The sequence below is a fragment of the Salmonella sp. SAL03688 genome (assembly GCF_046551895.1).
In the GTDB taxonomy this organism is placed as follows: Bacteria; Pseudomonadota; Gammaproteobacteria; order Enterobacterales; family Enterobacteriaceae; genus Salmonella; species Salmonella enterica.
Genome location: NZ_JBGDVI010000001.1, coordinates 133,590 through 160,408, shown reverse-complemented (window position 1 = coordinate 160,408; position 26,819 = coordinate 133,590). Strand labels below are relative to the sequence as shown.

Below are 26,819 nucleotides of genomic sequence, written 5' to 3'. Positions count from 1 at the left end.
TTACACCCCTTCTGCGACATAGCGGGCGATAATATCGCCCATCTCATCGGTACTGACTGCGGCAGCGCCCCTGGCTAAATCGCCGGTGCGAACGCCCTCTTCTAATGCGCGATTGATCGCCTGTTCAATGGCCGTTGCCGCATCGTTGGCATCCAGGCTGTAGCGCAGCAGCAGCGCCAGCGACAGGATCTGCGCAATTGGATTGGCGATATTTTTCCCGGCGATATCCGGCGCGGAGCCGCCAGCCGGTTCATACAGGCCAAATCCTTGCTCGTTCAGGCTGGCGGAGGGCAACATCCCCATTGAGCCGGTGATCATCGCGCATTCGTCGGACAGAATGTCGCCGAACAGGTTAGAGCACAGCAGTACGTCAAACTGCGACGGGTCTTTAATCAACTGCATGGTGGCGTTATCGATATACATGTGCGCGAGTTCCACATCGGGATACGTTTTCGCGACATCATTGACGATTTCACGCCACAGGATAGAGCTTTGCAGTACGTTGGCTTTATCAATAGAGGTGACTTTACGGCGGCGTTTACGCGCCGATTCAAAGGCGATACGGGCAATGCGCTCGATCTCAAAGCGGTGATAAACTTCGGTATCAAAGGCTTTTTCGTACTGACCGCTGCCTTCACGGCCTTTTGGTTGTCCGAAATAGATCCCGCCGGTCAGCTCGCGCACGCACAGGATATCGAAACCGTTAGCGGCGATATCGGCGCGCAACGGGCAAAATGCTTCCAGTCCCTGATACAGTTTCGCCGGACGCAGGTTACTGAATAATTTGAAATGTTTGCGCAGCGGCAGCAGAGCACCGCGCTCTGGCTGGCTTTCCGGGGGCAAATTTTCCCATTTCGGGCCGCCGACGGAGCCAAACAGAATGGCATCCGCCTGCTCGCACCCTTCAACGGTGGCTTTCGGCAGTGGATGACCATGATTGTCGATAGCAATACCACCGACGTCATAGCGGCTGGTGGTGATACGCATATCAAAACGGCTGCGTACCGCATCCATAACTTTCAGGGCTTGCGCCATGACTTCCGGGCCGATACCGTCGCCCGGCAGTACGGCAATATGATAGTTCTTCGACATTACACGGTTTCCTTGTTGTTCTCTTTATTTTGAGCTTTGCGTTGCAATTCTTTTTCAACTTCGGCGGCGCGCCAGATATTGTTCAGTACGTGCACCATCGCTTTGGCGGAGGATTCGACGATATCCGTCGCCAGCCCGACGCCGTGGAAGCGGCGACCATGATGGTTCACGACGATATCGACCTGGCCCAGCGCGTCTTTGCCCTGGCCTTTGGCGTTCAGGTCGTATTTAACCAACTCAACGTCGTAGCCAGTGATGCGGTTAATCGCCTGATAGATGGCGTCGACCGGGCCGTTGCCGTTCGCCGCTTCGGCCTTGATCTCTTCACCACAGGCCAGCTTCACGGAAGCGGTGGCGATATCGCTGGAGCCGGACTGCACGCTGAAGTAATCCAGACGGAAATGCTCTGGTTCTTCTTGCTGTTTATTAATAAACGCCAGCGCTTCCAGGTCATAGTCGAACACCTGGCCTTTTTTGTCCGCCAGCTTCAGGAACGCGTCGTACAGGTGGTCCATGTTGTAGTCTGTGTCCTTGTAACCCATCTCTTCCATGCGATGTTTCACGGCGGCACGGCCAGAGCGGGAGGTCAGGTTCAGCTGTATCTGGTTCAGACCGATGGACTCTGGCGTCATGATTTCATAGTTTTCGCGGTTCTTGAGGACACCATCCTGGTGGATGCCGGAAGAGTGGGCAAAAGCGCCGCTGCCGACAATCGCTTTGTTGGCCGGGATCGGCATGTTACAGATCTGGCTGACGGTCTGGCTGGTGCGCCAGATTTCGTGGTGATTGATGTTGGTGTGTACGTTCATGATGTCTTTGCGCACTTTAATCGCCATGATCACTTCTTCCAGTGCGCAGTTACCGGCACGTTCTCCGATACCGTTCATCGCGCCTTCAACCTGACGCGCGCCCGCATGTACTGCCGCCAGCGAGTTACCTACCGCTATCCCTAAATCGTCGTGGGTATGAACGGAGATGATGGCTTTGTCGATATTGGGGACACGTTCATACAGGCCGGAAATGATTCCCGCGAACTCAAACGGCATGGTATAGCCCACGGTATCGGGAATATTAATGGTTCTCGCGCCGGCGTTTATAGCGGCTTCCACCACGCGCGCCAGATCGTCAACAGGCGTCCGGCCAGCATCTTCGCAGGAGAACTCTACGTCATCAGTGTAATTACGCGCCCGCTTAACCATGTATACCGCGCGTTCGATGACCTCATCCAGCGTGCTGCGCAGCTTAGTGGCGATGTGCATTGGCGAGGTGGCGATAAAAGTATGGATGCGAAACGCGTCGGCGACCTTCAGCGCCTGTGCCGCGACGTCGATGTCTTTTTCTACACAACGCGCCAGGGCGCAAACGCGGCTGTTTTTGATGGTGCGGGCGATGGTTTGGACAGATTCAAAATCACCCGGAGAAGAGACCGGGAAGCCTACTTCCATGACATCAACACCCATGCGCTCAAGGGCCAGGGCAATCTGCAGCTTCTCTTTCGCGCTCAGGCTGGCCTGTAACGCTTGTTCGCCGTCGCGTAAGGTCGTATCAAAAATAATGACTTGCTGGCTCATGATGTGGTCCTTGTCTCCAGGGGCGCCTTGCGTCAGGCATAAAAAAACCCGCGCAACGGCGCGGGTTTTGTTTGACTTCGAGCTGACTTAATGTTGAATGCCGCCCACCGGTCTACCGCGCACAATAAATGCGTTGAGTAGTAGTAGCCCAGTGAAACGAACGATATGTGACATTAATTCAGCTCCAGCGAATGCGTTATGCTTTTAGTGGTACTGGATATGCCGTTTAATGTCAACTCTATTTTCTGTCGCCATTGCATTTTGTTGACGATATCCGGATACGTACTTTAGCTAATTGTGCTGGGCTGCGCGTCCAATAAAGGATAAAAGAACGAGTGGACATTCATACTTTTCATTGTTTGAAATATTTAGGCATTTTTGTTTGCAAATTGGTTAGGGGAATGGCCTGTTAAAGGTATGCTAAAGGTTTGGTTTATCTTTTTGATTTGTTTTATATTTTAACAAATAACCTTGTTTACTTAATGGATAAGGATAAAGTTATTGATAAATTAATGTTAACTTTTTAGCTATTAATAATATAAACATTTAATTGAAACTTAAATGATCATTCACTTAGTGTATGATTGTATATTCGCCATAGTTATGGTTATATTGCTTGCGTAATTTAAACATTATGAATCGCAATGGTGTGACTCAGGACACATTATGCTTGCGCTGGCATTCTATTTGTCTCTGTCAGCGTCTTTATGTTTTCCGAATTTTAACGCTTTCCCTTTTTCTTATTTTATATGCATGGTAAATCATATTTTCAGGAATTATTTCTGCCTTCAGCCAGAAAAAGGGAGTTAAGCGTGACAGTGGAGTTAAATATGCCAGAGGTCAAAACCGAAAAGCCGCATCTTTTAGATATGGGCAAACCACAGCTTCGCATGGTTGATTTGAACCTATTGACCGTGTTCGATGCGGTAATGCAAGAGCAGAATATTACGCGCGCCGCCCACACGCTGGGAATGTCGCAGCCTGCGGTTAGTAACGCCGTAGCGCGTCTGAAGGTTATGTTTAATGACGAACTTTTTGTTCGATATGGACGAGGAATTCAGCCGACTGCCCGTGCATTTCAGTTATTTGGTTCAGTCCGTCAGGCGTTACAATTGGTGCAAAATGAATTGCCGGGATCGGGGTTTGAGCCGACCAGCAGCGAACGTGTATTCAATCTTTGCGTGTGCAGTCCGCTGGATAATATCCTGACGTCACAGATTTATAATCGTGTAGAAAAAATTGCGCCAAATATTCATGTCGTTTTTAAAGCGTCGTTGAATCAGAATACTGAGCATCAGCTACGCTATCAGGAAACCGAGTTCGTTATTAGTTATGAAGAATTCCGTCGTCCTGAGTTTACCAGCGTACCGCTATTTAAAGATGAAATGGTTTTAGTCGCCAGCCGAAAACACCCGCGTATTAGCGGCCCGCTACTGGAAGGCGATGTTTATAATGAACAACATGCGGTTGTTTCTCTCGATCGTTATGCGTCATTTAGTCAGCCGTGGTATGACACGCCGGATAAACAGTCGAGCGTGGCTTATCAGGGCATGGCGCTTATCAGCGTTCTGAACGTGGTTTCGCAGACGCATTTGGTCGCTATTGCCCCGCGCTGGCTGGCGGAAGAGTTTACGGAATCGCTGGATCTGCAAATATTGCCGTTGCCTTTAAAACTGAATAGCCGGACATGCTACCTTTCCTGGCATGAAGCGGCTGGGCGTGATAAAGGGCACCAATGGATGGAAGATTTATTAGTTTCTGTTTGTAAGCGATAAAACCGGGCAGAATAAATCAGAAACAAATTCTGGTTTATTCTGCTTTTTAGCGTATATCAAAAATTTTATGCTGAATTAACGGTGAGCGATTCTTTTCGTCGTTGTGAAAAATAGATGAATTGCTGTAAGTCTGCATTTATAAGCGATTATTTATTACCTGGTGTGATTCAGACGGAGTATTTCTCCATTTCTTCTCTTCTTGCCTCCTGATTATTCTAACCTTCCCCATCTTTACGTCATTCCACCCAATTGCCAGGCGTGATAGCGAGCGGTTAAGGTGTCCGTCAAACCGTGATGACAGGTATAAAGTGGAGGCAAGCCGTGGAGATGTTGTCTGGAGCCGAGATGGTCGTCCGATCGCTTATCGATCAAGGCGTAAAGCAGGTGTTCGGCTATCCTGGAGGCGCAGTGCTTGATATTTATGATGCGCTACATACCGTTGGAGGGATCGATCATGTGCTGGTGCGTCATGAGCAGGCCGCGGTGCATATGGCGGATGGCCTGGCGCGAGCCACTGGCGACGTTGGCGTGGTGCTGGTGACTTCCGGACCGGGAGCGACCAATGCGATTACCGGGATTGCTACGGCCTATATGGATTCCATTCCGCTGGTGATTCTTTCCGGCCAGGTCGCCACCTCATTGATTGGCTATGATGCCTTTCAGGAGTGCGACATGGTGGGGATTTCCCGACCGGTGGTCAAACATAGCTTCCTGGTCAAACAGACGGAAGATATTCCCCAGGTGCTTAAAAAGGCCTTCTGGCTGGCGGCAAGCGGACGTCCTGGGCCGGTGGTCGTGGATCTGCCGAAAGACATTTTGAATCCGGCGAAAAAAATGCCGTATGCCTGGCCGGAGACGGTCAGTATGCGCTCTTACAATCCCACAACATCAGGACATAAAGGACAAATTAAGCGTGCCTTGCAAACGCTGGCGTCGGCAAAAAAGCCGGTGGTCTACGTTGGGGGAGGGGCGATAAGCGCGGCCTGCTATGCGCCGCTGCGCCACATCATTGAAACCTTTAACCTGCCGGTGGTCTCTTCATTAATGGGACTGGGCGCGTTTCCTGCTACTCATCGCCAGTCGTTAGGAATGCTGGGAATGCATGGCACTTATGAAGCCAATATGACCATGCATAACGCCGACGTGATTTTCGCTGTTGGCGTACGATTTGACGACCGCACGACGAATAATCTCGCTAAATATTGTCCGAACGCGACGGTATTACACATCGACATTGACCCGACGTCCATATCCAAAACGGTTAACGCTGATATCCCGGTGGTGGGCGATGCCCGCCTGGTACTGGAACAAATGCTGGAGCTACTGGCGCAGGATGCGCCGTCTCAGCCGCAGGATGATATTCGCGACTGGTGGCAGCAGATAGAGATCTGGCGCGCCCGTCAGTGCCTGAAATATGACGCGGAAAGCGAAAGTATTAAACCCCAGGCGGTGATTGAAACCCTCTGGCGTCTGACGAAGGGCGACGCTTACGTGACGTCCGATGTAGGACAACACCAGATGTTTGCCGCCCTCTATTACCCGTTCGATAAACCACGTCGCTGGATTAATTCCGGCGGGCTCGGCACGATGGGTTTTGGCCTACCGGCTGCGCTGGGCGTTAAAATGGCCCTGCCGAAAGAAATGGTGGTCTGCGTGACCGGCGATGGCAGCATACAGATGAACATTCAGGAGCTGTCGACAGCCTTACAGTATGAACTGCCGGTACTGGTTCTGAACCTGAACAACCGTTATCTGGGGATGGTGAAACAGTGGCAGGATATGATCTATTCTGGTCGCCATTCTCAGTCTTATATGCAGTCGTTACCGGATTTTGTGCGCCTGGCGGAAGCATATGGCCATGTCGGGCTGCAGATTAACCGTCCGGATGAGCTGGAAAGTAAACTCAGCGAAGCCCTTGAGCATGTGCGTAATAACCGACTGGTGTTCGTCGATGTCACCGTTGATGGCAGCGAGCATGTCTATCCAATGCAGATTCGCGGGGGCGGGATGGACGAAATGTGGTTAAGCAAAACGGAGAGGACCTGATGATGCGCCGGATTTTATCGGTATTACTGGAAAACGAATCTGGGGCGTTATCGCGGGTTATCGGCCTCTTTTCGCAACGCGGATATAATATTGAAAGCCTGACCGTCGCGCCGACAGACGATCCGACGTTGTCGCGCATGACTATCCAGACGGTAGGCGATGAAAAAGTGCTTGAGCAAATTGAAAAGCAACTGCACAAGCTGGTTGATGTGCTGCGCGTCAGCGAGCTGGGACAGGGAGCGCACGTTGAGCGGGAAATCATGCTGGTGAAAATCCAGGCCAGCGGCTACGGACGGGAAGAGGTGAAGCGTAATACGGAAATTTTCCGTGGTCAGATTATTGACGTTACGCCAACGCTGTATACCGTTCAACTGGCGGGCACCAGCGACAAACTGGATGCTTTTCTGGCCTCGCTGCGCGACGTGGCGAAAATTGTTGAAGTGGCGCGTTCAGGCGTCGTCGGGCTTTCGCGCGGCGATAAGATTATGCGCTGAGCAGATTCGCCGGATGACGACGCGGTTGCGTTTTATCCGGTCTACAGGCTGATATCTGGCCCAGGTCCGATAAGCGTAGCGCCATCAGGCAGGTTTGCCGGATATCAGCCAACAGGAATTATCGCCCAACCCAATATCACCGGTTGGGCTTTTTTTTGCGAAATCCGTGGTAACCCGGAATAAAAGCGGTTGCCGGAGTGATCAAACTGCGCTTAGATGTTAACGATTTTAACCCATGCCGACATAAAGGTTATGGTTTGTACAATTTACACAAGGGGCAATTGTGAAACTGGATGAAATCGCTCGGCTGGCCGGTGTCTCGCGCACAACTGCAAGCTACGTTATAAACGGTAAAGCAAAGCAATACCGCGTGAGCGACAAAACCGTAGAAAAAGTCATGGCGGTAGTGCGTGAGCACAATTACCATCCTAACGCTGTGGCTGCCGGGCTGCGTGCTGGACGCACACGTTCCATTGGTCTGGTGATCCCGGACCTTGAAAACACGAGCTACACCCGTATCGCAAACTATCTTGAGCGCCAGGCACGCCAGCGTGGCTACCAACTGCTGATCGCCTGTTCTGAAGATCAGCCGGATAACGAAATGCGCTGCATTGAGCACCTTTTGCAACGCCAGGTGGATGCAATCATTGTTTCAACTTCGTTACCGCCGGAGCATCCCTTCTATCAACGCTGGGCCAACGATCCGTTCCCCATCGTCGCGCTCGACCGCGCGCTGGATCGCGAACATTTCACCAGCGTGGTCGGCGCCGATCAGGATGATGCCGAGATGTTGGCGGAAGAGCTGCGTAAATTCCCGGCGGAAACGGTGCTTTATTTGGGCGCGCTGCCGGAGTTGTCCGTCAGTTTCCTGCGCGAGCAGGGGTTCCGCACCGCATGGAAAGACGATCCGCGGGAGGTGAATTTCTTATATGCCAACAGCTATGAGCGCGAAGCCGCCGCGCAGCTGTTTGAGAAATGGCTGGAAACGCATCCTATGCCGCAGGCGCTCTTTACGACATCGTTCGCGCTATTACAGGGCGTGATGGACGTTACGCTGCGGCGCGATGGAAAACTGCCTTCGGATTTGGCGATTGCGACCTTCGGCGATCATGAGCTGCTGGATTTTCTGCAATGCCCGGTACTGGCGGTGGCGCAGCGTCATCGTGATGTCGCGGAACGCGTGCTGGAGATTGTGCTGGCAAGTCTTGATGAACCGCGTAAACCGAAACCCGGCTTAACGCGTATTCGGCGAAACCTGTATCGTCGCGGCATTCTGAGCCGTAGCTAAAGGACCGGCGGTAAAAGACTCTCTCTTCTGCCGCCGTCAAACAAATGCGTATCAGTAAAAATATCCCTCAAATAATTAAGATTATTCCTTAAAATTATCCGAAAATTCTTTTTTATTACCTTTCTTTTGTCCGAAATCGTCCATATTCCACTAATTAAGACGTAACGAGTCTTTTCCTTTGTCTTGTTTTGTTACAAGCAGGCAAGAAATCGTCGAATTAACAGCCACTTTTTGTCTTTGGCGCGACAGTCGCTCGTAGGCGCTGGTATAGCAGGCGCTGCACACGTTAAACAGGCACTGTTAACACGGTGCAATATGTCCTAAAATGCCGCTCGCGTCGCAAACTGACACTTTATATTTTTCTCGGATTATATTGAGTCCGTTTTAAACGGCGGTGGGTCTTTGGTTTTTTTCTTACAAATATTCATAACGTTAATTTGACTTGCACGCTGGGTGGAAATTAATCAACGCAGATATTCGCCGTAAACATTGGCTTTTTTACTTAGGTAAGCGTTGTGACTTGCTTGACAAGCTTTTCCTCCGCTCCGTAAACTCCTTCGAGTGGGAATTTGTGGGATAAAGTGGTAAGAAGGGGTGAGACTGGCATGTTCCGGGGGGCAACGTTAGTCAATCTCGACAGTAAAGGGCGCCTGACCGTGCCGACCCGTTATCGGGAGCAACTGATCGAGAGCGCTACCGGTCAAATGGTATGTACCATTGACATCCATCACCCATGCCTGCTGCTTTACCCCCTGCCTGAATGGGAAATTATTGAGCAAAAGTTATCTCGTCTGTCGAGCATGAACCCGGTAGAACGTCGCGTACAGCGTTTACTGTTGGGCCATGCCAGCGAATGTCAGATGGATGGTGCAGGTCGATTACTGATCGCGCCAGTTCTGCGGCAACATGCCGGACTGACGAAAGAAGTGATGCTGGTTGGACAGTTCAACAAATTTGAGCTGTGGGATGAAACGACCTGGTATCAACAGGTCAAGGAAGATATCGACGCTGAACAGTCAGCTACCGAAACGTTATCGGAGCGGCTGCAGGACTTGTCTCTATAAGATGATGGAAAATTTTAAACACACTACGGTACTGTTGGATGAAGCCGTTAATGGGCTGAATATTCGTCCGGATGGTATCTATATTGATGGCACATTTGGTCGCGGCGGCCACTCGCGCCTGATCCTCTCGCAACTGGGCGAAGAGGGGCGCTTGCTGGCGATCGATCGCGATCCGCAGGCGATCGCCGTTGCGCAGACCATTAATGATCCTCGCTTCTCCATCATTCATGGACCTTTTTCCGCGTTGGCTGATTATGTAGCCGAGCGCGAGCTTACCGGCAAGATTGACGGGATCCTTCTCGATCTTGGCGTCTCTTCTCCGCAGCTTGACGATGCGGAGCGCGGTTTTTCATTTATGCGCGACGGTCCGCTGGATATGCGAATGGACCCGACGCGCGGCCAGTCTGCCGCCGAGTGGTTACAAACGGCGGAGGAGGCGGATATCGCCTGGGTGCTGAAAACATTCGGCGAGGAGCGTTTTGCCAAACGTATTGCTCGCGCCATTGTTGAGCGCAATCGCGAACAGCCGATGACCCGCACCAAAGAGCTGGCGGAAGTGGTTGCGGCGGCGACCCCGGTAAAAGACAAATTCAAACATCCCGCGACCCGTACCTTCCAGGCGGTGCGCATCTGGGTAAACAGTGAACTGGAGGAGATAGAGCAGGCGCTAAAAAGCTCGCTCAGCGTACTGGCCCCAGGCGGGCGGCTTTCAATCATCAGTTTCCACTCGCTGGAAGACCGTATTGTGAAACGCTTTATGCGTGAGCAAAGCCGCGGTCCGCAGGTACCGGCGGGATTACCGATGACGGAAGCGCAGCTCAAAAAACTGGGCGGTCGTGAGTTACGAGCGTTAGGCAAGTTGATGCCGGGTGAAAAAGAGGTAGCTGAAAATCCTCGGGCCCGTAGTTCAGTTCTGCGTATCGCAGAGAGGACGAACGCATGATCAGCAGAGTGACAGAAGCCCTAAGCAAAGTGAAGGGATCGATAGGAAGCAACGAGCGCCATGCCTTGCCTGGCGTGATCGGTGACGATCTTTTGCGGTTCGGGAAGCTGCCACTCTGCTTGTTCATTTGCATCATTTTAACGGCGGTGACGGTGGTCACGACGGCGCACCATACTCGTTTACTCACCGCGCAGCGTGAACAACTGGTTCTGGAGCGCGATGCATTGGACATTGAATGGCGCAACCTGATCCTTGAAGAAAATGCGCTCGGCGATCACAGCCGGGTGGAGCGGATCGCAACGGAAAAGCTGCAAATGCAGCATGTTGATCCGTCCCAAGAAAATATCGTAGTGCAAAAATAAGGATAAACGCGACGCATGAAAGCAGCGGCAAAAACGCAAAAATCGAAGCGCCAGGAAGAACAGACCAACTTCATCAGTTGGCGTTTTGCGTTGCTGTGCGGCTGTATTTTACTGGCGCTGGTTTTTTTACTTGGACGCGCGGCGTGGCTACAGATTATCGCCCCGGATATGCTGGTGCGTCAGGGCGATATGCGTTCGCTGCGTGTTCAGGAAGTCTCCACCTCACGCGGTATGATTACCGACCGTTCCGGGCGTCCACTGGCGGTCAGCGTACCGGTTAAGGCGATTTGGGCCGACCCGAAAGAAGTTCATGACGCCGGCGGCATCAGCGTCGGCGATCGCTGGAAAGCGCTTTCTACTGCGCTCAATATTCCGCTCGATCAGCTCTCCGCCCGTATCAACGCCAACCCGAAAGGGCGTTTTATTTATCTGGCGCGCCAGGTAAATCCTGACATGGCGGACTACATCAAAAAACTCAAACTGCCGGGCATTCATTTGCGTGAAGAATCCCGCCGCTACTACCCGTCAGGAGAAGTAACCGCTCACCTCATCGGTTTTACCAACGTCGACAGTCAGGGGATTGAAGGCGTTGAAAAGAGCTTTGATAAGTGGCTTACCGGTCAGCCTGGCGAGCGAATCGTGCGTAAAGACCGCTATGGCCGCGTGATTGAGGATATCTCCTCCACTGACAGTCAGGCAGCGCACAACCTGGCGTTAAGCATTGATGAACGCTTACAGGCGCTGGTTTACCGCGAACTGAACAACGCGGTGGCGTTTAACAAGGCGGAATCCGGTAGCGCGGTGCTGGTTGATGTCAATACCGGTGAAGTACTGGCGATGGCGAATAGCCCTTCCTATAACCCCAACAACCTTGCCGGTACGCCGAAAGACGCTATGCGTAACCGTACCATCACCGACGTGTTTGAACCGGGTTCTACGGTTAAGCCGATGGTGGTGATGACTGCGCTTCAGCGCGGTATCGTCAACGAAAATACGGTGCTGAATACCGTTCCATACCGAATTAACGGCCACGAAATTAAAGACGTGGCGCGCTACAGCGAATTAACCCTGACCGGGGTTCTACAGAAGTCGAGTAACGTCGGTGTATCCAAACTGGCGTTAGCGATGCCGTCCTCAGCGTTAGTAGATACTTACTCACGTTTTGGGCTAGGAAAGGCGACCAATTTGGGGTTGGTCGGAGAACGCAGTGGCTTATATCCTCAAAAACAACGGTGGTCCGACATAGAGAGGGCCACCTTCTCTTTCGGCTACGGGCTAATGGTAACGCCGTTACAATTAGCGCGAGTCTATGCAACGATCGGCAGCTATGGCATTTATCGCCCGCTGTCGATTACCAAAGTTGATCCGCCTGTACCCGGCGAACGCATCTTCCCTGAATCCACCGTACGCACCGTGGTGCATATGATGGAAAGCGTGGCGCTGCCGGGCGGCGGCGGCGTGAAGGCGGCAATTAAAGGCTATCGTATCGCGATTAAAACCGGTACGGCGAAAAAAGTGGGGCCGGACGGTCGCTACATCAACAAATACATTGCTTACACCGCAGGCGTCGCGCCTGCGAGTCAGCCGCGCTTCGCGCTGGTGGTTGTCATCAACGATCCGCAGGCGGGTAAATACTACGGCGGCGCCGTTTCCGCGCCGGTATTTGGTGCCATCATGGGCGGCGTTCTGCGCACCATGAACATCGAACCGGACGCGCTGGCAACGGGCGAAAAAAATGAATTCGTAATTAATCAAGGCGAGGGAACAGGTGGCAGATCGTAATTTGCGCGACCTTCTTGCTCCGTGGGTGGCTGGACTACCCGCGCGAGAACTGCGAGAGATGACGCTCGACAGCCGTGTGGCTGCGGCGGGCGATCTCTTTGTGGCAGTGGTGGGTCATCAGGCGGACGGGCGTCGATATATCCCGCAGGCGATAGCGCAAGGCGTAGCTGCCATTATTGCAGAGGCGAAAGACGAGGCGAGCGACGGTGAGATTCGCGAAATGCACGGCGTACCAGTCGTCTATCTCAGCCAGCTCAATGAGCGTTTATCTGCGCTGGCGGGCCGCTTTTACCATGAGCCATCTGAAAACATGCGTCTGGTGGCGGTGACCGGCACCAATGGCAAGACCACCACCACCCAACTACTGGCGCAGTGGAGCCAGTTGCTCGGCGAAACCAGCGCAGTGATGGGAACGGTAGGCAACGGACTGTTGGGTAAAGTGATCCCGACGGAGAACACAACCGGTTCCGCTGTGGATGTTCAGCATGTGCTGGCCAGTCTGGTTGCGCAGGGCGCGACCTTCGGCGCGATGGAAGTCTCTTCTCACGGCCTGGTGCAGCATCGCGTGGCGGCGCTGAAATTTGCCGCCTCCGTGTTTACTAATTTGAGCCGCGACCATCTCGACTATCATGGCGATATGGCGCATTACGAGGCGGCAAAATGGATGCTTTATTCCACCCACCATCACGGTCAGGCAATCGTCAACGCCGATGATGAAGTTGGACGCCGCTGGCTGGCGTCGCTACCCGATGCGGTCGCGGTATCAATGGAAGGGCATATCAACCCTAACTGTCACGGTCGTTGGCTGAAAGCGGAGGCGGTGGAGTACCACGACCGCGGAGCGACGATTCGTTTTGCTTCAAGCTGGGGTGAAGGCGAAATCGAAAGCTGCCTGATGGGCGCGTTTAACGTCAGCAACTTACTGCTGGCATTGGCGACGCTGCTGGCGCTGGGCTATCCGTTAACGGATTTGCTGAAAACCGCCGCGCGTTTGCAGCCGGTTTGCGGGCGTATGGAAGTGTTCACTGCGCCAGGCAAACCGACGGTGGTGGTGGATTACGCGCACACGCCGGATGCGCTGGAAAAAGCGTTGCAGGCGGCGCGCCTGCACTGCGCCGGAAAATTGTGGTGCGTCTTTGGCTGTGGCGGGGATCGTGACAAAGGTAAGCGCCCACTCATGGGGGCCATTGCCGAAGAATTCGCGGATATCGTCGTGGTGACTGACGATAACCCGCGTACCGAGGAGCCGCGCGCCATTATCAACGATATTCTGGCCGGAATGCTGGACGCCGGGCAGGTCAGGGTAATGGAAGGCCGCGCTGAGGCGGTAACCAATGCCATTATGCAGGCAAAAGACAATGACGTCGTGCTGATTGCAGGTAAAGGGCACGAGGATTACCAGATTGTCGGCACGCAGCGTCTTGATTATTCAGACCGCGTGACCGCAGCGCGTTTGCTGGGGGTGATCGCATGATTAGCGTAACGCTCAGCAAAATTGCCGATGTCCTTGGCGCCGAACACCGCGGGGCGGATCTCACGCTCGATACGGTCATTACCGACACACGGAAAGTGACGCCGGGATGCCTGTTCGTGGCGCTGAAAGGGGAACGCTTTGATGCGCATGATTTTGCTGATAAAGCAAAAGCAAACGGCGCTGGCGCCCTGCTGGTCAGTCGTCCTCTGGATATCGATCTTCCGCAGGTGATTGTAAAAGACACGCGTCAGGCATTTGGCCAACTGGCCGCCTGGGTACGTATGCAGGTACCGGCGCGGGTGGTGGCGTTAACCGGTTCGTCCGGCAAAACCTCGGTCAAAGAGATGACCGCCGCGATTCTTAGCCAGTGCGGAAATACTCTGTATACCGCAGGCAATTTTAACAACGACATCGGCGTGCCGATAACGCTGCTGCGCTTAAACCATGATTATGACTATGCGGTAATCGAGTTAGGCGCTAATCACCAGGGAGAAATCGCCTGGACCGTTAGCCTGACGCGCCCGGAAGCGGCGCTGGTCAATAACCTGGCGGCGGCGCATCTGGAAGGTTTCGGCTCGCTGGCCGGCGTGGCGAAAGCGAAAGGCGAAATCTATACCGGTTTGCCTGAGAACGGTATCGCGATTATGAATGCCGATAATAATGACTGGCTGAACTGGCAAAGCATTATTGGCGATCGTCAGGTGTGGCGCTTTTCGCCGAATGCGGCAAACAGCGACTTTACCGCTGCGAATATCCACGTGACGTCACACGGTACCGAATTTACCCTGCAAACGCCGATGGGCAGCATTGATGTGCTGCTGCCGTTGCCGGGGCGGCACAATATTGCCAACGCGCTGGCGGCCGCTGCTTTATCAATGGCGGTGGGGGCGACGCTGGCGGCGGTTAAAGCAGGGCTGGCGGCGTTAAAAGCCGTACCCGGGCGTCTGTTCCCGATTCAACTAAGTGAAAACCAACTGGTACTGGATGACGCTTATAACGCCAACGTCGGTTCGATGACCGCCGCAGTGCAGGTCCTTTCTGAAATGCCCGGCTACCGCGTGCTGGTGGTAGGCGATATGGCCGAGCTGGGCGCAGAAAGCGAAGCGTGCCACCTCCAGGTTGGCGAGGCCGCAAAAGCGGCGGGTATTGATCGCGTGTTAAGCACCGGAAAACTCAGTCAGGCTATCAGCCACGCCAGCGGCGTCGGCGAACATTTTGCCGATAAAGCCGCGCTCATTGCGCGTTTACACGCTCTGCTTCAGGAGCAACCGATGATGACTATTTTAGTGAAAGGATCACGCAGCGCCGCGATGGAAGATGTGGTTCATGCGTTACAGGAGAAAGGTTCATGTTAGTTTGGCTGGCCGAGCATTTGGTCAAATATTATTCCGGCTTTAACGTCTTTTCTTATCTGACGTTTCGCGCCATCGTCAGCCTGTTGACCGCGCTGTTCATCTCTTTATGGATGGGCCCGCGTATGATCGCTCGTCTGCAAAAACTCTCTTTTGGCCAGGTGGTACGTAACGATGGCCCGGAATCGCACTTCAGTAAACGCGGTACGCCGACGATGGGCGGCATCATGATCCTGACGGCGATTGTGATTTCCGTTCTGTTATGGGCTTACCCGTCTAACCCGTACGTCTGGTGCGTGCTGGTGGTATTGATTGGCTACGGCATTATCGGTTTTGTCGATGATTACCGCAAAGTGGTGCGGAAAGATACCAAAGGGCTGATTGCGCGCTGGAAATATTTCTGGATGTCGGTTATCGCGCTCGGCGTGGCCTTTGCGCTTTATCTCGTCGGGAAAGACACACCCGCGACCCAACTGGTGGTGCCGTTCTTTAAAGATGTTATGCCGCAATTGGGGCTGTTTTACATTCTGCTGTCCTACTTTGTCATCGTCGGTACGGGTAACGCCGTAAACCTGACCGACGGGCTTGATGGTCTGGCGATTATGCCGACTGTTTTCGTTGCCGCCGGCTTTGCGCTGGTGGCCTGGGCGACCGGGAACATGAACTTCGCCAATTACCTGCATATTCCGTATTTACGCCATGCGGGCGAGCTGGTGATTGTCTGTACGGCGATTGTCGGCGCGGGATTAGGATTCTTGTGGTTTAACACCTATCCGGCGCAGGTTTTTATGGGCGACGTCGGATCGCTGGCGTTGGGCGGCGCGTTGGGCATTATCGCCGTGCTGCTGCGTCAGGAGTTCCTGCTGGTGATCATGGGCGGCGTCTTTGTGGTGGAAACTCTGTCGGTCATCCTGCAGGTGGGTTCCTTTAAACTACGCGGACAGCGTATTTTCCGTATGGCGCCTATCCATCACCACTATGAACTGAAAGGCTGGCCGGAACCGCGCGTGATTGTGCGCTTCTGGATTATTTCGCTGATGCTGGTGCTGATTGGCCTGGCAACGCTGAAGGTACGTTAATCATGGCTGATTACCAGGACAAAAACGTCGTCATTATTGGTCTGGGCTTAACCGGACTCTCTTGCGTGGACTTTTTTCTCGCCCGCGGCGTGACGCCGCGGGTGATGGATACTCGCGTGACGCCGCCGGGTCTGGATAAGCTGCCGCAAGAGGTTGAGCGTCACGTTGGCGGCCTGAACGACGAGTGGCTCTTAGCGGCGGATTTAATCGTCGCCAGCCCTGGCATCGCCCTGGCGCATCCCTCTCTCAGCGCTGCCGCCAGCGCTGGAGTGGAAATTGTCGGCGATATCGAACTGTTTTGCCGCGAAGCGCAAGCGCCGATTGTGGCCATCACCGGCTCGAACGGCAAAAGCACCGTGACCACCTTAGTGGGCGAGATGGCGAAAGCGGCGGGCGTCAATGTCGGCGTTGGCGGCAATATCGGTCTTCCGGCGCTGATGCTGCTGGATGCCGATCGCGAATTGTACGTGCTGGAATTATCCAGTTTCCAACTGGAAACCACCTCAAGTTTGCAAGCGGCGGCGGCAACGGTGCTCAACGTCACTGAAGATCATATGGACCGGTATCCGTTTGGTTTGCAACAGTACCGGGCGGCGAAACTGCGCGTCTACGAGAAGGCGAAAGTGTGCGTAGTGAATGCCGATGACGCGTTGACGATGCCGGTACGCGGGGCCGATGAGCGCTGCGTCAGCTTTGGCGTCAATATGGGGGATTATCACCTTAATCGTCAGCAGGGCGAAACCTGGCTGCGAGTCAAAGGCGAGAAGGTGCTGAACGTGAAAGAGATGAAGCTTTCCGGGCAGCATAACTATACCAATGCGTTAGCGGCGCTGGCGCTGGCGGATGCCGTAGGTCTGCCGCGTGCCAGCAGTTTGAAGGCGTTGACGACATTTACCGGTCTGGCGCATCGCTTCCAGCTGGCGTTGGAGCATAACGGCGTACGTTGGATCAATGACTCGAAAGCGACCAACGTCGGCAGTACCGAAGCGGCGCTAAACGGTTTGCATGTGGACGGTACGCTGCATCTGCTGCTGGGCGGCGACGGTAAGTCGGCAGACTTTTCTCCGCTGGCGCGCTATCTGACCGGCGATCGTATCCGCCTGTATTGCTTTGGGCGCGATGGCGCGCAGCTTGCCGCACTGCGTCCGGAAATCGCCCAACAGACTGAGACGATGGAAGAGGCGATGCGTTTGCTGGCGCCGCGCGTTCAGCCGGGTGATATGGTGCTGCTGTCGCCCGCCTGCGCCAGCCTCGATCAGTTTAAAAATTTTGAGCAACGGGGCGATGTCTTTACCCGTCTGGCGAAGGAGTTAGGTTGATGCGTTTATCTCTCCCCCGTCTGAGAATGCCGCGCGTACCAGGCTTTGGCCTCCTGGCCTGGCTGTTTGCGGCGCTTAAAGGCTGGGTGATGGCTTCGCGCGATAAAGACGCCGACAGTCTGATCATGTATGACCGCACGCTGCTATGGCTGACCTTCGGGCTGGCGGCGATTGGTTTTGTCATGGTGACGTCGGCCTCCATGCCAGTCGGGCAGCGCCTGGCGAACGATCCGTTTTTGTTTGCCAAACGTGATGCGCTCTATATCTTCCTGGCATTTTGTCTGGCGATGGTCACGCTACGTTTGCCCATGACCTTCTGGCAAAAATACAGCACGACGATGCTGATTGCGTCGATCATTATGCTGCTTATCGTGCTGGTCGTCGGGAGCTCGGTCAACGGGGCGTCGCGCTGGATTGCGCTGGGGCCGCTGCGTATTCAGCCTGCGGAGTTTACCAAGCTGTCGCTGTTCTGCTACCTCGCGAACTATCTGGTGCGTAAGGTTGATGAGGTGCGAAATAACCTGCGCGGCTTTTTAAAACCAATGGGCGTGATTCTGGTGCTGGCGGTGTTACTGCTGGCGCAGCCTGACCTCGGGACGGTGGTCGTACTGTTTGTCACCACGCTGGCGATGCTGTTTCTCGCCGGGGCGAAATTATGGCAGTTCATCGCCATTATCGGGATGGGCATCTCGGCGGTGATTCTGTTAATCCTCGCCGAACCGTATCGTATTCGCCGCGTTACCTCGTTCTGGAACCCCTGGGAAGATCCGTTCGGCAGCGGTTATCAGCTGACGCAGTCGCTGATGGCTTTTGGTCGCGGTGAGATATGGGGGCAAGGGCTGGGGAATTCGGTGCAGAAACTGGAGTATTTGCCGGAGGCGCACACCGATTTCATCTTCGCCATTATTGGGGAAGAACTGGGTTATATCGGTGTGGTATTGGCGCTTTTAATGGTATTCTTCGTCGCTTTTCGCGCGATGTCGATTGGCCGTAAGGCATTGGAGATTGACCACCGTTTTTCCGGATTTTTAGCGTGTTCTATCGGTATCTGGTTTAGTTTCCAGGCGCTGGTAAACGTTGGCGCGGCCGCGGGGATGCTGCCGACCAAAGGTCTTACGCTGCCGCTGATCAGTTATGGCGGGTCGAGTCTGTTGATTATGTCGACGGCCATTATGTTTTTATTACGTATTGATTATGAAACGCGTCTGGAAAAAGCGCAGGCGTTTACACGAGGTTCTCGATGAATGGTCAACCGAAGCGGTTAATGGTGATGGCGGGCGGTACCGGCGGGCACGTGTTCCCGGGACTGGCCGTTGCGCATCATTTAATGGCCCAGGGCTGGCAGGTTCGCTGGCTGGGTACCGCCGATCGTATGGAAGCGGATTTAGTGCCGAAGCATGGCATCGACATTGACTTTATTCGGATCTCCGGTCTGCGCGGTAAAGGCGTAAAAGCGCTTCTGGCGGCGCCGCTGCGGATTTTTAACGCCTGGCGGCAGGCGCGGGCGATCATGAAGCGGTTTAAGCCGGATGTCGTGCTGGGAATGGGCGGTTATGTTTCCGGCCCCGGCGGTCTTGCCGCCTGGTCATTGGGTATTCCGGTCGTTTTGCATGAGCAAAACGGTATCGCCGGGCTGACCAATCAGTGGCTGGCCAAAATCGCGACCACGGTGATGCAGGCGTTTCCCGGTGCGTTTCCGAACGCGGAAGTGGTGGGTAACCCGGTGCGTACCGACGTACTGGCGTTGCCGTTGCCGCAGGAGCGTCTGGCCGGTCGTGACGGCCCGATTCGCGTGTTGGTGGTCGGCGGTTCTCAGGGGGCGCGAGTCCTGAACCAGACGATGCCGCAGGTTGCCGCCAGACTGGGCGATACGGTTACAATCTGGCATCAAAGCGGAAAAGGCGCGCAGCTCACGGTAGAGCAGGCATATGCCGGGGCGGGACAACCGCAACATAAGGTAACGGAATTTATCGATGACATGGCCGCCGCCTATGCGTGGGCGGATGTGGTGGTATGTCGTTCCGGCGCTTTAACGGTGAGCGAGATCGCCGCCGCCGGGTTACCGGCGATATTCGTGCCGTTTCAGCATAAAGACAGGCAGCAGTACTGGAATGCGCTGCCGTTAGAAAACGCCGGCGCAGCTAAGATTTTTGAGCAGCCGCAGTTTACTGTAGAGGCTGTCGCCGACACCCTGGCGGGGTGGTCGCGCGAGGCGTTGTTAACCATGGCGGAGCGTGCCCGCGCGGTATCCATTCCGGATGCTACCGAGCGCGTCGCCAGTGAAGTCAGCCGGGTGGCCCGGACATAATTTGTGGCGGTGCCTTTTGCATCGCAGGGTTTTTCTACCCTCAATAATTTGGGTTGCAGGCAAGCCAACGCATCTGCAATTTGAAGTATGGCGGGTATTGGAGTTAATGGCGTAAAGAATGAATACACAACAACTGGCAAAACTGCGTTCCATCGTGCCCGAAATGCGTCGCGTTCGGCACATTCACTTTGTCGGCATCGGTGGTGCTGGTATGGGCGGTATTGCCGAAGTTCTGGCCAATGAAGGGTATCAGATCAGTGGTTCCGATTTAGCGCCGAATCCGGTGACCCAGCAGTTGACGAGCCTGGGGGCGACGATTTTCTTTAACCATCGTCCGGAAAATGTGCGTGATGCCAGCGTGGTCGTCGTTTCCAGCGCAATTTCCGCGGATAACCCGGAAATTGTCGCGGCGCATGAAGCGCGTATTCCGGTTATTCGCCGTGCGGAAATGCTGGCGGAACTGATGCGTTTTCGCCACGGCATCGCCATTGCCGGGACGCACGGAAAAACCACAACGACCGCGATGGTGTCCAGTATTTATGCCGAAGCGGGGCTGGACCCGACTTTCGTGAATGGCGGACTGGTGAAAGCCGCAGGCGTTCATGCGCGTCTGGGCCATAGTCGTTACCTGATTGCCGAGGCAGATGAGAGCGACGCATCCTTCCTGCATTTGCAGCCGATGGTCGCGATCGTCACCAACATCGAAGCCGACCATATGGATACCTATCATGGCGACTTTGAAAATTTAAAGCAGACGTTTATTAACTTCCTGCATAACCTGCCGTTCTACGGTCGCGCGGTAATGTGCGTCGACGATCCGGTCATCCGCGAGCTGCTGCCGCGGGTGGGGCGTCAGACCACGACGTATGGCTTTAGCGAGGATGCTGACGTCCGCGTAGAAGATTATCAGCAGATAGGGCCGCAGGGGCACTTTACGCTGTTGCGCCAGGGAATGCCGGATCTGCATGTCACGTTGAATGCGCCGGGTCGCCACAATGCCCTGAATGCCGCTGCGGCAGTGGCGGTAGCGACCGAAGAAGGCATCGCCGATGACGCTATCCTGCGCGCGCTGGAAAGCTTCCAGGGGACCGGGCGTCGTTTTGACTTCCTCGGCGAGTTCCCGCTTGAGCCGGTGAATGGTAAAGCCGGGACGGCGATGCTGGTGGATGACTATGGTCATCATCCGACCGAAGTAGACGCCACCATTAAAGCTGCGCGAGCAGGGTGGCCGGATAAAAACCTGGTGATGCTGTTTCAGCCGCACCGTTACACGCGCACGCGCGATCTGTATGACGATTTCGCCAATGTGCTGACCCAGGTCGATGCGCTGCTGATGCTGGACGTTTACCCGGCGGGTGAAGCGCCGATTCCGGGCGCGGATAGCCGTTCTTTATGTCGTACGATTCGTAATCGGGGAAAAATTGACCCGATTCTGGTTTCCGATCCGGCTCAGGTTGCGACAATGTTAGCGCCGGTGCTGACGGGTAACGACTTGATATTAGTGCAAGGCGCAGGAAATGTTGGCAAAATTGCGCGTTACTTATCTGAAATCAAGCTGAAGCCGCAAATCCAGGAGGAAGAGCAACATGGCTGATAAAATCGCGGTCCTGTTGGGCGGAACCTCTGCGGAGCGGGACGTTTCGTTAAATTCCGGCGCGGCAGTGTTGGCCGGGCTACGTGAAGGCGGCATTAATGCGCATCCCGTCGATCCGCAAGAGGTCGATGTCGCGCAGCTTAAAGCAATGGGCTTTCAGAAGGTCTTTATTGCGTTGCATGGCCGTGGCGGTGAAGATGGCACCTTACAGGGAATGCTTGAACTGCTCGGCCTGCCTTATACCGGTAGCGGCGTGATGGCCTCGGCGCTTTCCATGGATAAACTGCGCAGTAAATTGCTGTGGCAGGGCGCAGGCTTACCGGTTGCGCCGTGGGTCGCGCTGACGCGCGCTGAGTTTGAAAAAGGTCTTAGCGAAGAACAAAAAGCGCGAATTTCGGCGCTGGGTTTACCGCTGATCGTCAAACCCAGCCGTGAAGGCTCCAGCGTCGGTATGACGAAAGTAGTAGAAGAAAATGCTTTACAGGGTGCGTTATCATTGGCTTTTCAGCATGATGACGAAATACTGATTGAGAAATGGCTGTGCGGTCCGGAATTTACGGTGGCGATAGTTGGCGAAGAAATTTTACCGTCAATTCGTATCCAACCGGCAGGAACCTTCTATGATTATGAGGCGAAGTATCTCTCTGATGAGACTCAGTATTTCTGCCCTGCCGGTTTAGATGCGTCCCAGGAAGCCGCGCTACAGTCTCTCGTCCTGCAGGCATGGAAAGCTTTAGGCTGCACGGGATGGGGGCGTATTGACGTCATGCTGGACAGCGATGGTCAGTTTTATCTGCTGGAAGCCAATACTTCTCCGGGGATGACCAGCCATAGTCTGGTGCCGATGGCGGCGCGTCAGGCGGGAATGAGCTTCTCGCAGTTAGTGGTACGAATTCTGGAGTTGGCGGACTGATATGTCGCAGGCTGCGCTGAACACGCGAAACAGTGATGAAGAGACGCCTTCTTCACGCCGCAATAATGGAACGCGTCTTGCAGGAATTTTATTCCTGCTGACGGTACTGTGCACCGTGTTTGTTAGCGGGTGGGTCGTGTTAGGGTGGATGGAAGATGCGCAGCGTTTACCGTTATCAAAGCTGGTATTAACCGGCGAGCGTCACTACACGCGTAACGATGATATCCGTCAGGCGATACTGGCTCTGGGCGCGCCGGGAACCTTCATGACGCAGGATGTGAACATTATCCAGAGCCAGATTGAGCGTTTGCCGTGGATTAAACAGGCCAGCGTCAGAAAACAGTGGCCTGATGAATTGAAGATTCATCTGGTTGAATATGTGCCGATTGCGCGTTGGAATGATCAACATATGGTCGATGCTGAAGGGAACACCTTCAGCGTGCCGTCAGACCGCATCGGCAAACAGGTTTTACCCATGTTGTATGGCCCGGAAGGCAGCGCGAGTGAAGTGTTGCAGGGATACCGCGAGATGGGGCAGGTGCTGGCTAAGGATAAATTCACTCTAAAGGAAGCGGCGATGACCGCACGTCGCTCCTGGCAATTGACGCTTAATAACGGCATTAAGCTCAATCTCGGCAGGGGCGATACGATGAAAAGGTTGGCTCGCTTTGTAGAACTCTATCCGGTTTTACAGCAGCAGGCGCAAACCGATGGCAAACGGATTAGCTACGTTGATTTGCGTTATGACTCAGGTGCGGCAGTTGGCTGGGCGCCGCTCCCCCCTGAGGAATCTAATCAGCAACAGAATCAGGCACAGGCAGAACAACAATGATCAAGGCGACGGACAGAAAACTGGTAGTAGGACTGGAGATTGGCACCGCGAAGGTTGCCGCTTTAGTAGGGGAAGTTCTGCCCGACGGTATGGTCAATATCATTGGCGTGGGCAGTTGCCCATCGCGGGGTATGGATAAAGGCGGGGTGAATGACCTTGAGTCAGTGGTGAAATGCGTTCAGCGCGCCATTGACCAGGCGGAATTGATGGCTGATTGCCAGATCTCCTCGGTATATCTGGCGCTTTCCGGCAAACATATTAGCTGTCAGAATGAAATTGGTATGGTGCCCATTTCCGAAGAGGAAGTGACGCAAGAAGATGTGGAAAACGTCGTGCATACTGCGAAGTCAGTGCGCGTGCGCGATGAACATCGCGTGCTGCATGTGATTCCTCAGGAGTACGCCATTGACTACCAGGAAGGCATTAAAAATCCGGTCGGTCTTTCCGGCGTGCGTATGCAGGCGAAAGTACATTTGATTACCTGCCACAACGATATGGCAAAAAACATTGTCAAAGCTGTTGAACGTTGTGGTCTGAAAGTTGACCAACTGATATTTGCCGGACTGGCGGCCAGTTATTCCGTGTTAACGGAAGATGAACGTGAACTGGGCGTCTGTGTCGTGGATATCGGCGGTGGTACAATGGATATCGCCGTTTATACTGGCGGCGCGCTGCGTCATACCAAAGTGATCCCTTACGCGGGGAACGTGGTGACCAGCGATATCGCTTATGCCTTTGGTACGCCGCCGAGCGATGCTGAAGCCATTAAAGTTCGCCACGGTTGCGCGCTGGGTTCCATTGTCGGTAAAGACGAGAGCGTTGAAGTACCGAGCGTAGGCGGGCGTCCGCCGCGCAGCCTGCAACGTCAGACGCTGGCGGAAGTGATTGAGCCGCGTTACACCGAGCTGCTCAATCTGGTCAACGAAGAGATATTGCAATTACAGGAACAGCTTCGCCAACAAGGGGTAAAACATCACCTGGCGGCGGGGATTGTGTTAACCGGCGGCGCGGCGCAAATCGAAGGGCTTGCTGCTTGCGCTCAGCGCGTGTTTCATACGCAGGTGCGTATCGGCGCGCCGCTGAATATCACCGGTCTGACGGATTATGCCCAGGAGCCGTATTACTCAACGGCGGTGGGATTGCTTCACTACGGGAAAGAGTCCCACTTAAACGGTGAAGCAGAAGTGGAAAAACGTGTTACGGCATCAGTTGGCTCGTGGATCAAGCGACTTAATAGCTGGCTGCGAAAAGAGTTTTAATTTTTATGAGGCCGCCAGATATTACGGCCTCAGGCGACAGGCACATGACGGAGAGAGATTATGTTTGAACCTATGGAACTAACCAACGACGCGGTGATTAAAGTCATCGGCGTCGGTGGTGGCGGCGGTAACGCTGTTGAACACATGGTGCGCGAGCGCATCGAAGGTGTTGAATTCTTCGCGGTGAATACCGACGCGCAGGCGTTGCGTAAAACGGCGGTTGGCCAGACCATTCAAATTGGTAGCGGCATTACCAAAGGTCTGGGCGCTGGCGCTAACCCGGAAGTCGGTCGTAACGCGGCGGACGAAGACCGTGAAGCGCTGCGTGCGGCGCTTGAAGGCGCAGACATGGTATTTATCGCGGCAGGCATGGGCGGCGGTACCGGAACCGGCGCGGCGCCAGTGGTTGCTGAAGTGGCAAAAGATTTAGGTATTCTGACCGTTGCCGTGGTGACTAAACCTTTCAATTTTGAAGGTAAAAAGCGCATGGCATTTGCGGAGCAGGGTATCACTGAGCTGTCCAAGCATGTGGACTCGTTGATCACCATCCCGAACGACAAGCTGCTGAAAGTGCTGGGCCGTGGTATCTCCCTGCTCGACGCGTTCGGCGCGGCTAACGACGTGCTGAAAGGCGCGGTTCAGGGCATCGCAGAGCTGATCACCCGCCCGGGTCTGATGAACGTCGACTTTGCTGACGTGCGTACCGTGATGTCTGAAATGGGCTACGCAATGATGGGCTCCGGCGTGGCGAGCGGTGAAGACCGTGCGGAAGAAGCGGCTGAAATGGCTATTTCTTCTCCGCTGCTGGAAGATATCGACCTGTCCGGCGCGCGCGGCGTGTTGGTCAACATTACCGCGGGCTTCGACCTGCGTCTGGATGAGTTCGAAACCGTCGGTAACACCATCCGCGCGTTTGCGTCGGATAACGCCACCGTGGTTATCGGTACCTCTCTGGACCCGGATATGAATGATGAACTGCGCGTGACGGTAGTGGCGACCGGTATTGGTATGGACAAACGTCCGGAAATCACCCTGGTGACCAATAAACAGGTGCAGCAGCCGGTGTTGGATCGTTATCAGCAGCACGGTATGGCGCCGCTGACGCAGGAGCAAAAAACGGTCGCGAAAGTGGTTAACGACAATACACCACAGGCGGCGAAAGAGCCGGATTATCTGGATATCCCCGCATTCCTGCGTAAGCAAGCTGATTAAGAATTAGCTGGAATTTGGGATTCTGGGCTCTTTGTGCTAAACTGGCCCGCCGAATGTATAGTACACTTCGGTTGGATAGGTAATTTGGCGAGATTATACGATGATCAAACAAAGGACACTTAAACGTATCGTTCAGGCGACTGGCGTCGGTTTACACACCGGCAAAAAAGTCACCCTGACATTACGCCCTGCGCCGGCCAATACCGGGGTCATCTATCGTCGCACCGACTTGAATCCACCGGTAGATTTCCCGGCCGATGCCAAATCTGTGCGTGATACCATGCTCTGTACATGTCTGGTGAATGAGCATGATGTACGGATTTCAACCGTTGAGCACCTGAACGCTGCTCTGGCGGGCTTAGGTATCGATAACATCGTTATTGAGGTTAATGCCCCGGAAATCCCGATCATGGATGGCAGTGCCGCTCCGTTTGTCTACCTGCTGCTTGATGCCGGTATTGATGAACTGAACTGCGCCAAAAAATTCGTACGCATCAAAGAGACTGTTCGGGTTGAAGATGGCGATAAATGGGCTGAATTCAGACCGTACAATGGTTTTACGTTGGATTTCACCATCGACTTTAACCATCCGGCGATCGATTCCAGCAGCCAGCGCTACGCGATGAACTTCTCTGCGGATGCGTTCATGCGCCAGATCAGCCGTGCGCGTACCTTCGGTTTTATGCGTGATATCGAATATCTGCAGTCCCGCGGCCTGTGCCTGGGCGGCAGCTTCGATTGTGCCATCGTTGTTGACGATTATCGCGTATTGAACGAAGACGGCCTGCGTTTTGAAGATGAATTCGTTCGTCACAAAATGCTCGACGCGATCGGTGACTTGTTCATGTGTGGTCACAATATTATTGGTGCGTTTACCGCGTATAAATCCGGTCACGCATTGAATAACAAATTGTTACAGGCAGTCCTGGCAAAACAGGAAGCTTGGGAATTTGTGACCTTCCAGGACGACGCAGAACTGCCGTTGGCTTTCAAAGCGCCTTCGACGGTACTGGCATAACGACATACGCTGTCGTATAAAATTCGACTGGTTAACCTGGCA

General features: G+C 54.1%; 23 protein-coding genes. 20 read left to right on the top strand and 3 right to left on the bottom strand.

Features of this window, described 5'->3' with window-relative positions; translation table 11 throughout:
- The 3 genes from leuB to leuL all read right to left on the bottom strand — a co-directional run bounded on the left by leuB (position 1) and on the right by leuL (position 2,837).
- Positions 1–1,092 carry a 3-isopropylmalate dehydrogenase gene (gene leuB, locus ACLJR2_RS00705; protein WP_000042336.1) on the bottom strand — a complete coding sequence of 364 codons (1,092 nt, stop codon included), beginning with the start codon at positions 1,090–1,092 and terminating at the stop codon, positions 1–3.
- Positions 1,092–2,663, bottom strand: a complete 1,572-nt coding sequence (gene leuA, locus ACLJR2_RS00700; RefSeq protein ID WP_000082819.1) for a 2-isopropylmalate synthase — start codon at positions 2,661–2,663, stop codon at positions 1,092–1,094. Before leuA ends, leuB begins: the two co-directional genes overlap by 1 nt.
- A gap of 87 nt (positions 2,664–2,750) precedes the next feature.
- On the bottom strand, positions 2,751–2,837 hold the full coding sequence (gene leuL, locus ACLJR2_RS00695) for a leu operon leader peptide (protein WP_001575587.1): 87 nt from the start codon (positions 2,835–2,837) through the stop codon (positions 2,751–2,753).
- Between the two features lie 656 nt (positions 2,838–3,493).
- On the opposite strand from leuL, the gene leuO reads away from it, so the two are divergent.
- From leuO to lpxC, 20 genes are all read left to right on the top strand, one after another.
- On the top strand, positions 3,494–4,438 hold the full coding sequence (gene leuO / locus ACLJR2_RS00690) for a transcriptional regulator LeuO (protein ID WP_001115422.1): 945 nt from the start codon (positions 3,494–3,496) through the stop codon (positions 4,436–4,438).
- Positions 4,439–4,759: 321 nt separating this feature from the next.
- Complete coding sequence (ilvI, locus tag ACLJR2_RS00685; RefSeq protein WP_000425612.1) at positions 4,760–6,484, top strand: acetolactate synthase 3 large subunit; 1,725 nt, start codon at positions 4,760–4,762, stop codon at positions 6,482–6,484.
- A gap of 2 nt (positions 6,485–6,486) precedes the next feature.
- Positions 6,487–6,978 (top strand): acetolactate synthase small subunit, encoded by a 492-nt coding sequence (gene ilvN / locus ACLJR2_RS00680; protein WP_001563086.1) that lies wholly within the window; start codon positions 6,487–6,489, stop codon positions 6,976–6,978.
- 283 nt (positions 6,979–7,261) lie between these two features.
- A complete protein-coding gene (gene cra / locus ACLJR2_RS00675) occupies positions 7,262–8,266 on the top strand; it encodes a catabolite repressor/activator (protein WP_000762406.1) in 1,005 nt (334 codons plus the stop codon).
- A 605-nt stretch (positions 8,267–8,871) separates the two neighbouring features.
- On the top strand, positions 8,872–9,330 hold the full coding sequence (gene mraZ / locus ACLJR2_RS00670; RefSeq protein WP_000488294.1) for a division/cell wall cluster transcriptional repressor MraZ: 459 nt from the start codon (positions 8,872–8,874) through the stop codon (positions 9,328–9,330).
- Position 9,331: 1 nt separating this feature from the next.
- On the top strand, positions 9,332–10,273 hold the full coding sequence (rsmH, locus tag ACLJR2_RS00665; RefSeq protein WP_000970444.1) for a 16S rRNA (cytosine(1402)-N(4))-methyltransferase RsmH: 942 nt from the start codon (positions 9,332–9,334) through the stop codon (positions 10,271–10,273).
- On the top strand, positions 10,270–10,635 hold the full coding sequence (gene ftsL, locus ACLJR2_RS00660; protein ID WP_000625651.1) for a cell division protein FtsL: 366 nt from the start codon (positions 10,270–10,272) through the stop codon (positions 10,633–10,635). The genes rsmH and ftsL overlap by 4 nt, the downstream gene beginning before the upstream one ends.
- Positions 10,636–10,650: 15 nt before the next feature.
- On the top strand, positions 10,651–12,417 hold the full coding sequence (gene ftsI / locus ACLJR2_RS00655) for a peptidoglycan glycosyltransferase FtsI (RefSeq protein ID WP_000642235.1): 1,767 nt from the start codon (positions 10,651–10,653) through the stop codon (positions 12,415–12,417).
- A complete protein-coding gene (gene murE, locus ACLJR2_RS00650) occupies positions 12,404–13,891 on the top strand; it encodes a UDP-N-acetylmuramoyl-L-alanyl-D-glutamate--2,6-diaminopimelate ligase (protein WP_000775072.1) in 1,488 nt (495 codons plus the stop codon). The genes ftsI and murE overlap by 14 nt, the downstream gene beginning before the upstream one ends.
- Complete coding sequence (gene murF, locus ACLJR2_RS00645) at positions 13,888–15,246, top strand: UDP-N-acetylmuramoyl-tripeptide--D-alanyl-D-alanine ligase (protein ID WP_000626634.1); 1,359 nt, start codon at positions 13,888–13,890, stop codon at positions 15,244–15,246. The genes murE and murF overlap by 4 nt, the downstream gene beginning before the upstream one ends.
- Positions 15,240–16,322 (top strand): phospho-N-acetylmuramoyl-pentapeptide-transferase, encoded by a 1,083-nt coding sequence (mraY, locus tag ACLJR2_RS00640; protein ID WP_000964138.1) that lies wholly within the window; start codon positions 15,240–15,242, stop codon positions 16,320–16,322. Before murF ends, mraY begins: the two co-directional genes overlap by 7 nt.
- A gap of 2 nt (positions 16,323–16,324) precedes the next feature.
- Positions 16,325–17,641, top strand: coding sequence for a UDP-N-acetylmuramoyl-L-alanine--D-glutamate ligase (murD, locus tag ACLJR2_RS00635; protein WP_000796443.1), 1,317 nt, complete (start codon positions 16,325–16,327; stop codon positions 17,639–17,641).
- Positions 17,641–18,885: a cell division protein FtsW gene (ftsW, locus tag ACLJR2_RS00630; protein WP_001239803.1), complete on the top strand. Its 1,245-nt coding sequence runs from the start codon at positions 17,641–17,643 to the stop codon at positions 18,883–18,885. The genes murD and ftsW overlap by 1 nt, the downstream gene beginning before the upstream one ends.
- Complete coding sequence (murG, locus tag ACLJR2_RS00625; protein WP_001014345.1) at positions 18,882–19,949, top strand: undecaprenyldiphospho-muramoylpentapeptide beta-N-acetylglucosaminyltransferase; 1,068 nt, start codon at positions 18,882–18,884, stop codon at positions 19,947–19,949. The genes ftsW and murG overlap by 4 nt, the downstream gene beginning before the upstream one ends.
- A 118-nt stretch (positions 19,950–20,067) precedes the next feature.
- The gene (gene murC, locus ACLJR2_RS00620; protein WP_001096070.1) at positions 20,068–21,543 is read left to right on the top strand and encodes a UDP-N-acetylmuramate--L-alanine ligase; all 1,476 of its coding nucleotides are present in this window, start codon (positions 20,068–20,070) and stop codon (positions 21,541–21,543) included.
- Positions 21,536–22,456: a D-alanine--D-alanine ligase gene (locus ACLJR2_RS00615; RefSeq protein ID WP_000763905.1), complete on the top strand. Its 921-nt coding sequence runs from the start codon at positions 21,536–21,538 to the stop codon at positions 22,454–22,456. Before murC ends, ACLJR2_RS00615 begins: the two co-directional genes overlap by 8 nt.
- A 1-nt stretch (position 22,457) precedes the next feature.
- The gene (gene ftsQ, locus ACLJR2_RS00610; RefSeq protein ID WP_000075728.1) at positions 22,458–23,288 is read left to right on the top strand and encodes a cell division protein FtsQ; all 831 of its coding nucleotides are present in this window, start codon (positions 22,458–22,460) and stop codon (positions 23,286–23,288) included.
- On the top strand, positions 23,285–24,547 hold the full coding sequence (gene ftsA / locus ACLJR2_RS00605; RefSeq protein WP_000588463.1) for a cell division protein FtsA: 1,263 nt from the start codon (positions 23,285–23,287) through the stop codon (positions 24,545–24,547). Before ftsQ ends, ftsA begins: the two co-directional genes overlap by 4 nt.
- A 60-nt stretch (positions 24,548–24,607) precedes the next feature.
- On the top strand, positions 24,608–25,759 hold the full coding sequence (gene ftsZ, locus ACLJR2_RS00600; RefSeq protein ID WP_000462785.1) for a cell division protein FtsZ: 1,152 nt from the start codon (positions 24,608–24,610) through the stop codon (positions 25,757–25,759).
- 100 nt (positions 25,760–25,859) lie between these two features.
- Positions 25,860–26,777, top strand: coding sequence for a UDP-3-O-acyl-N-acetylglucosamine deacetylase (gene lpxC / locus ACLJR2_RS00595; protein ID WP_000595487.1), 918 nt, complete (start codon positions 25,860–25,862; stop codon positions 26,775–26,777).
- Positions 26,778–26,819 lie beyond the last annotated feature (42 nt).

What these genes read in the sequence shown, in the direction of transcription:
- leuB (WP_000042336.1), bottom strand. Translation starts at nt 1,092, where the DNA reads ATGTCGAAGAACTATCATATTGCCGTACTGCCGGGCGACGGTATCGGC.
- leuA (WP_000082819.1), bottom strand. Translation starts at nt 2,663, where the DNA reads ATGAGCCAGCAAGTCATTATTTTTGATACGACCTTACGCGACGGCGAA.
- leuL (WP_001575587.1), bottom strand. Translation starts at nt 2,837, where the DNA reads ATGTCACATATCGTTCGTTTCACTGGGCTACTACTACTCAACGCATTT.
- leuO (WP_001115422.1), top strand. Translation starts at nt 3,494, where the DNA reads ATGCCAGAGGTCAAAACCGAAAAGCCGCATCTTTTAGATATGGGCAAA.
- ilvN (WP_001563086.1), top strand. Translation starts at nt 6,487, where the DNA reads ATGCGCCGGATTTTATCGGTATTACTGGAAAACGAATCTGGGGCGTTA.
- mraZ (WP_000488294.1), top strand. Translation starts at nt 8,872, where the DNA reads ATGTTCCGGGGGGCAACGTTAGTCAATCTCGACAGTAAAGGGCGCCTG.
- rsmH (WP_000970444.1), top strand. Translation starts at nt 9,332, where the DNA reads ATGATGGAAAATTTTAAACACACTACGGTACTGTTGGATGAAGCCGTT.
- ftsL (WP_000625651.1), top strand. Translation starts at nt 10,270, where the DNA reads ATGATCAGCAGAGTGACAGAAGCCCTAAGCAAAGTGAAGGGATCGATA.
- ftsI (WP_000642235.1), top strand. Translation starts at nt 10,651, where the DNA reads ATGAAAGCAGCGGCAAAAACGCAAAAATCGAAGCGCCAGGAAGAACAG.
- murF (WP_000626634.1), top strand. Translation starts at nt 13,888, where the DNA reads ATGATTAGCGTAACGCTCAGCAAAATTGCCGATGTCCTTGGCGCCGAA.
- mraY (WP_000964138.1), top strand. Translation starts at nt 15,240, where the DNA reads ATGTTAGTTTGGCTGGCCGAGCATTTGGTCAAATATTATTCCGGCTTT.
- murD (WP_000796443.1), top strand. Translation starts at nt 16,325, where the DNA reads ATGGCTGATTACCAGGACAAAAACGTCGTCATTATTGGTCTGGGCTTA.
- ftsW (WP_001239803.1), top strand. Translation starts at nt 17,641, where the DNA reads ATGCGTTTATCTCTCCCCCGTCTGAGAATGCCGCGCGTACCAGGCTTT.
- murG (WP_001014345.1), top strand. Translation starts at nt 18,882, where the DNA reads ATGAATGGTCAACCGAAGCGGTTAATGGTGATGGCGGGCGGTACCGGC.
- murC (WP_001096070.1), top strand. Translation starts at nt 20,068, where the DNA reads ATGAATACACAACAACTGGCAAAACTGCGTTCCATCGTGCCCGAAATG.
- ACLJR2_RS00615 (WP_000763905.1), top strand. Translation starts at nt 21,536, where the DNA reads ATGGCTGATAAAATCGCGGTCCTGTTGGGCGGAACCTCTGCGGAGCGG.
- ftsQ (WP_000075728.1), top strand. Translation starts at nt 22,458, where the DNA reads ATGTCGCAGGCTGCGCTGAACACGCGAAACAGTGATGAAGAGACGCCT.
- ftsA (WP_000588463.1), top strand. Translation starts at nt 23,285, where the DNA reads ATGATCAAGGCGACGGACAGAAAACTGGTAGTAGGACTGGAGATTGGC.
- ftsZ (WP_000462785.1), top strand. Translation starts at nt 24,608, where the DNA reads ATGTTTGAACCTATGGAACTAACCAACGACGCGGTGATTAAAGTCATC.
- lpxC (WP_000595487.1), top strand. Translation starts at nt 25,860, where the DNA reads ATGATCAAACAAAGGACACTTAAACGTATCGTTCAGGCGACTGGCGTC.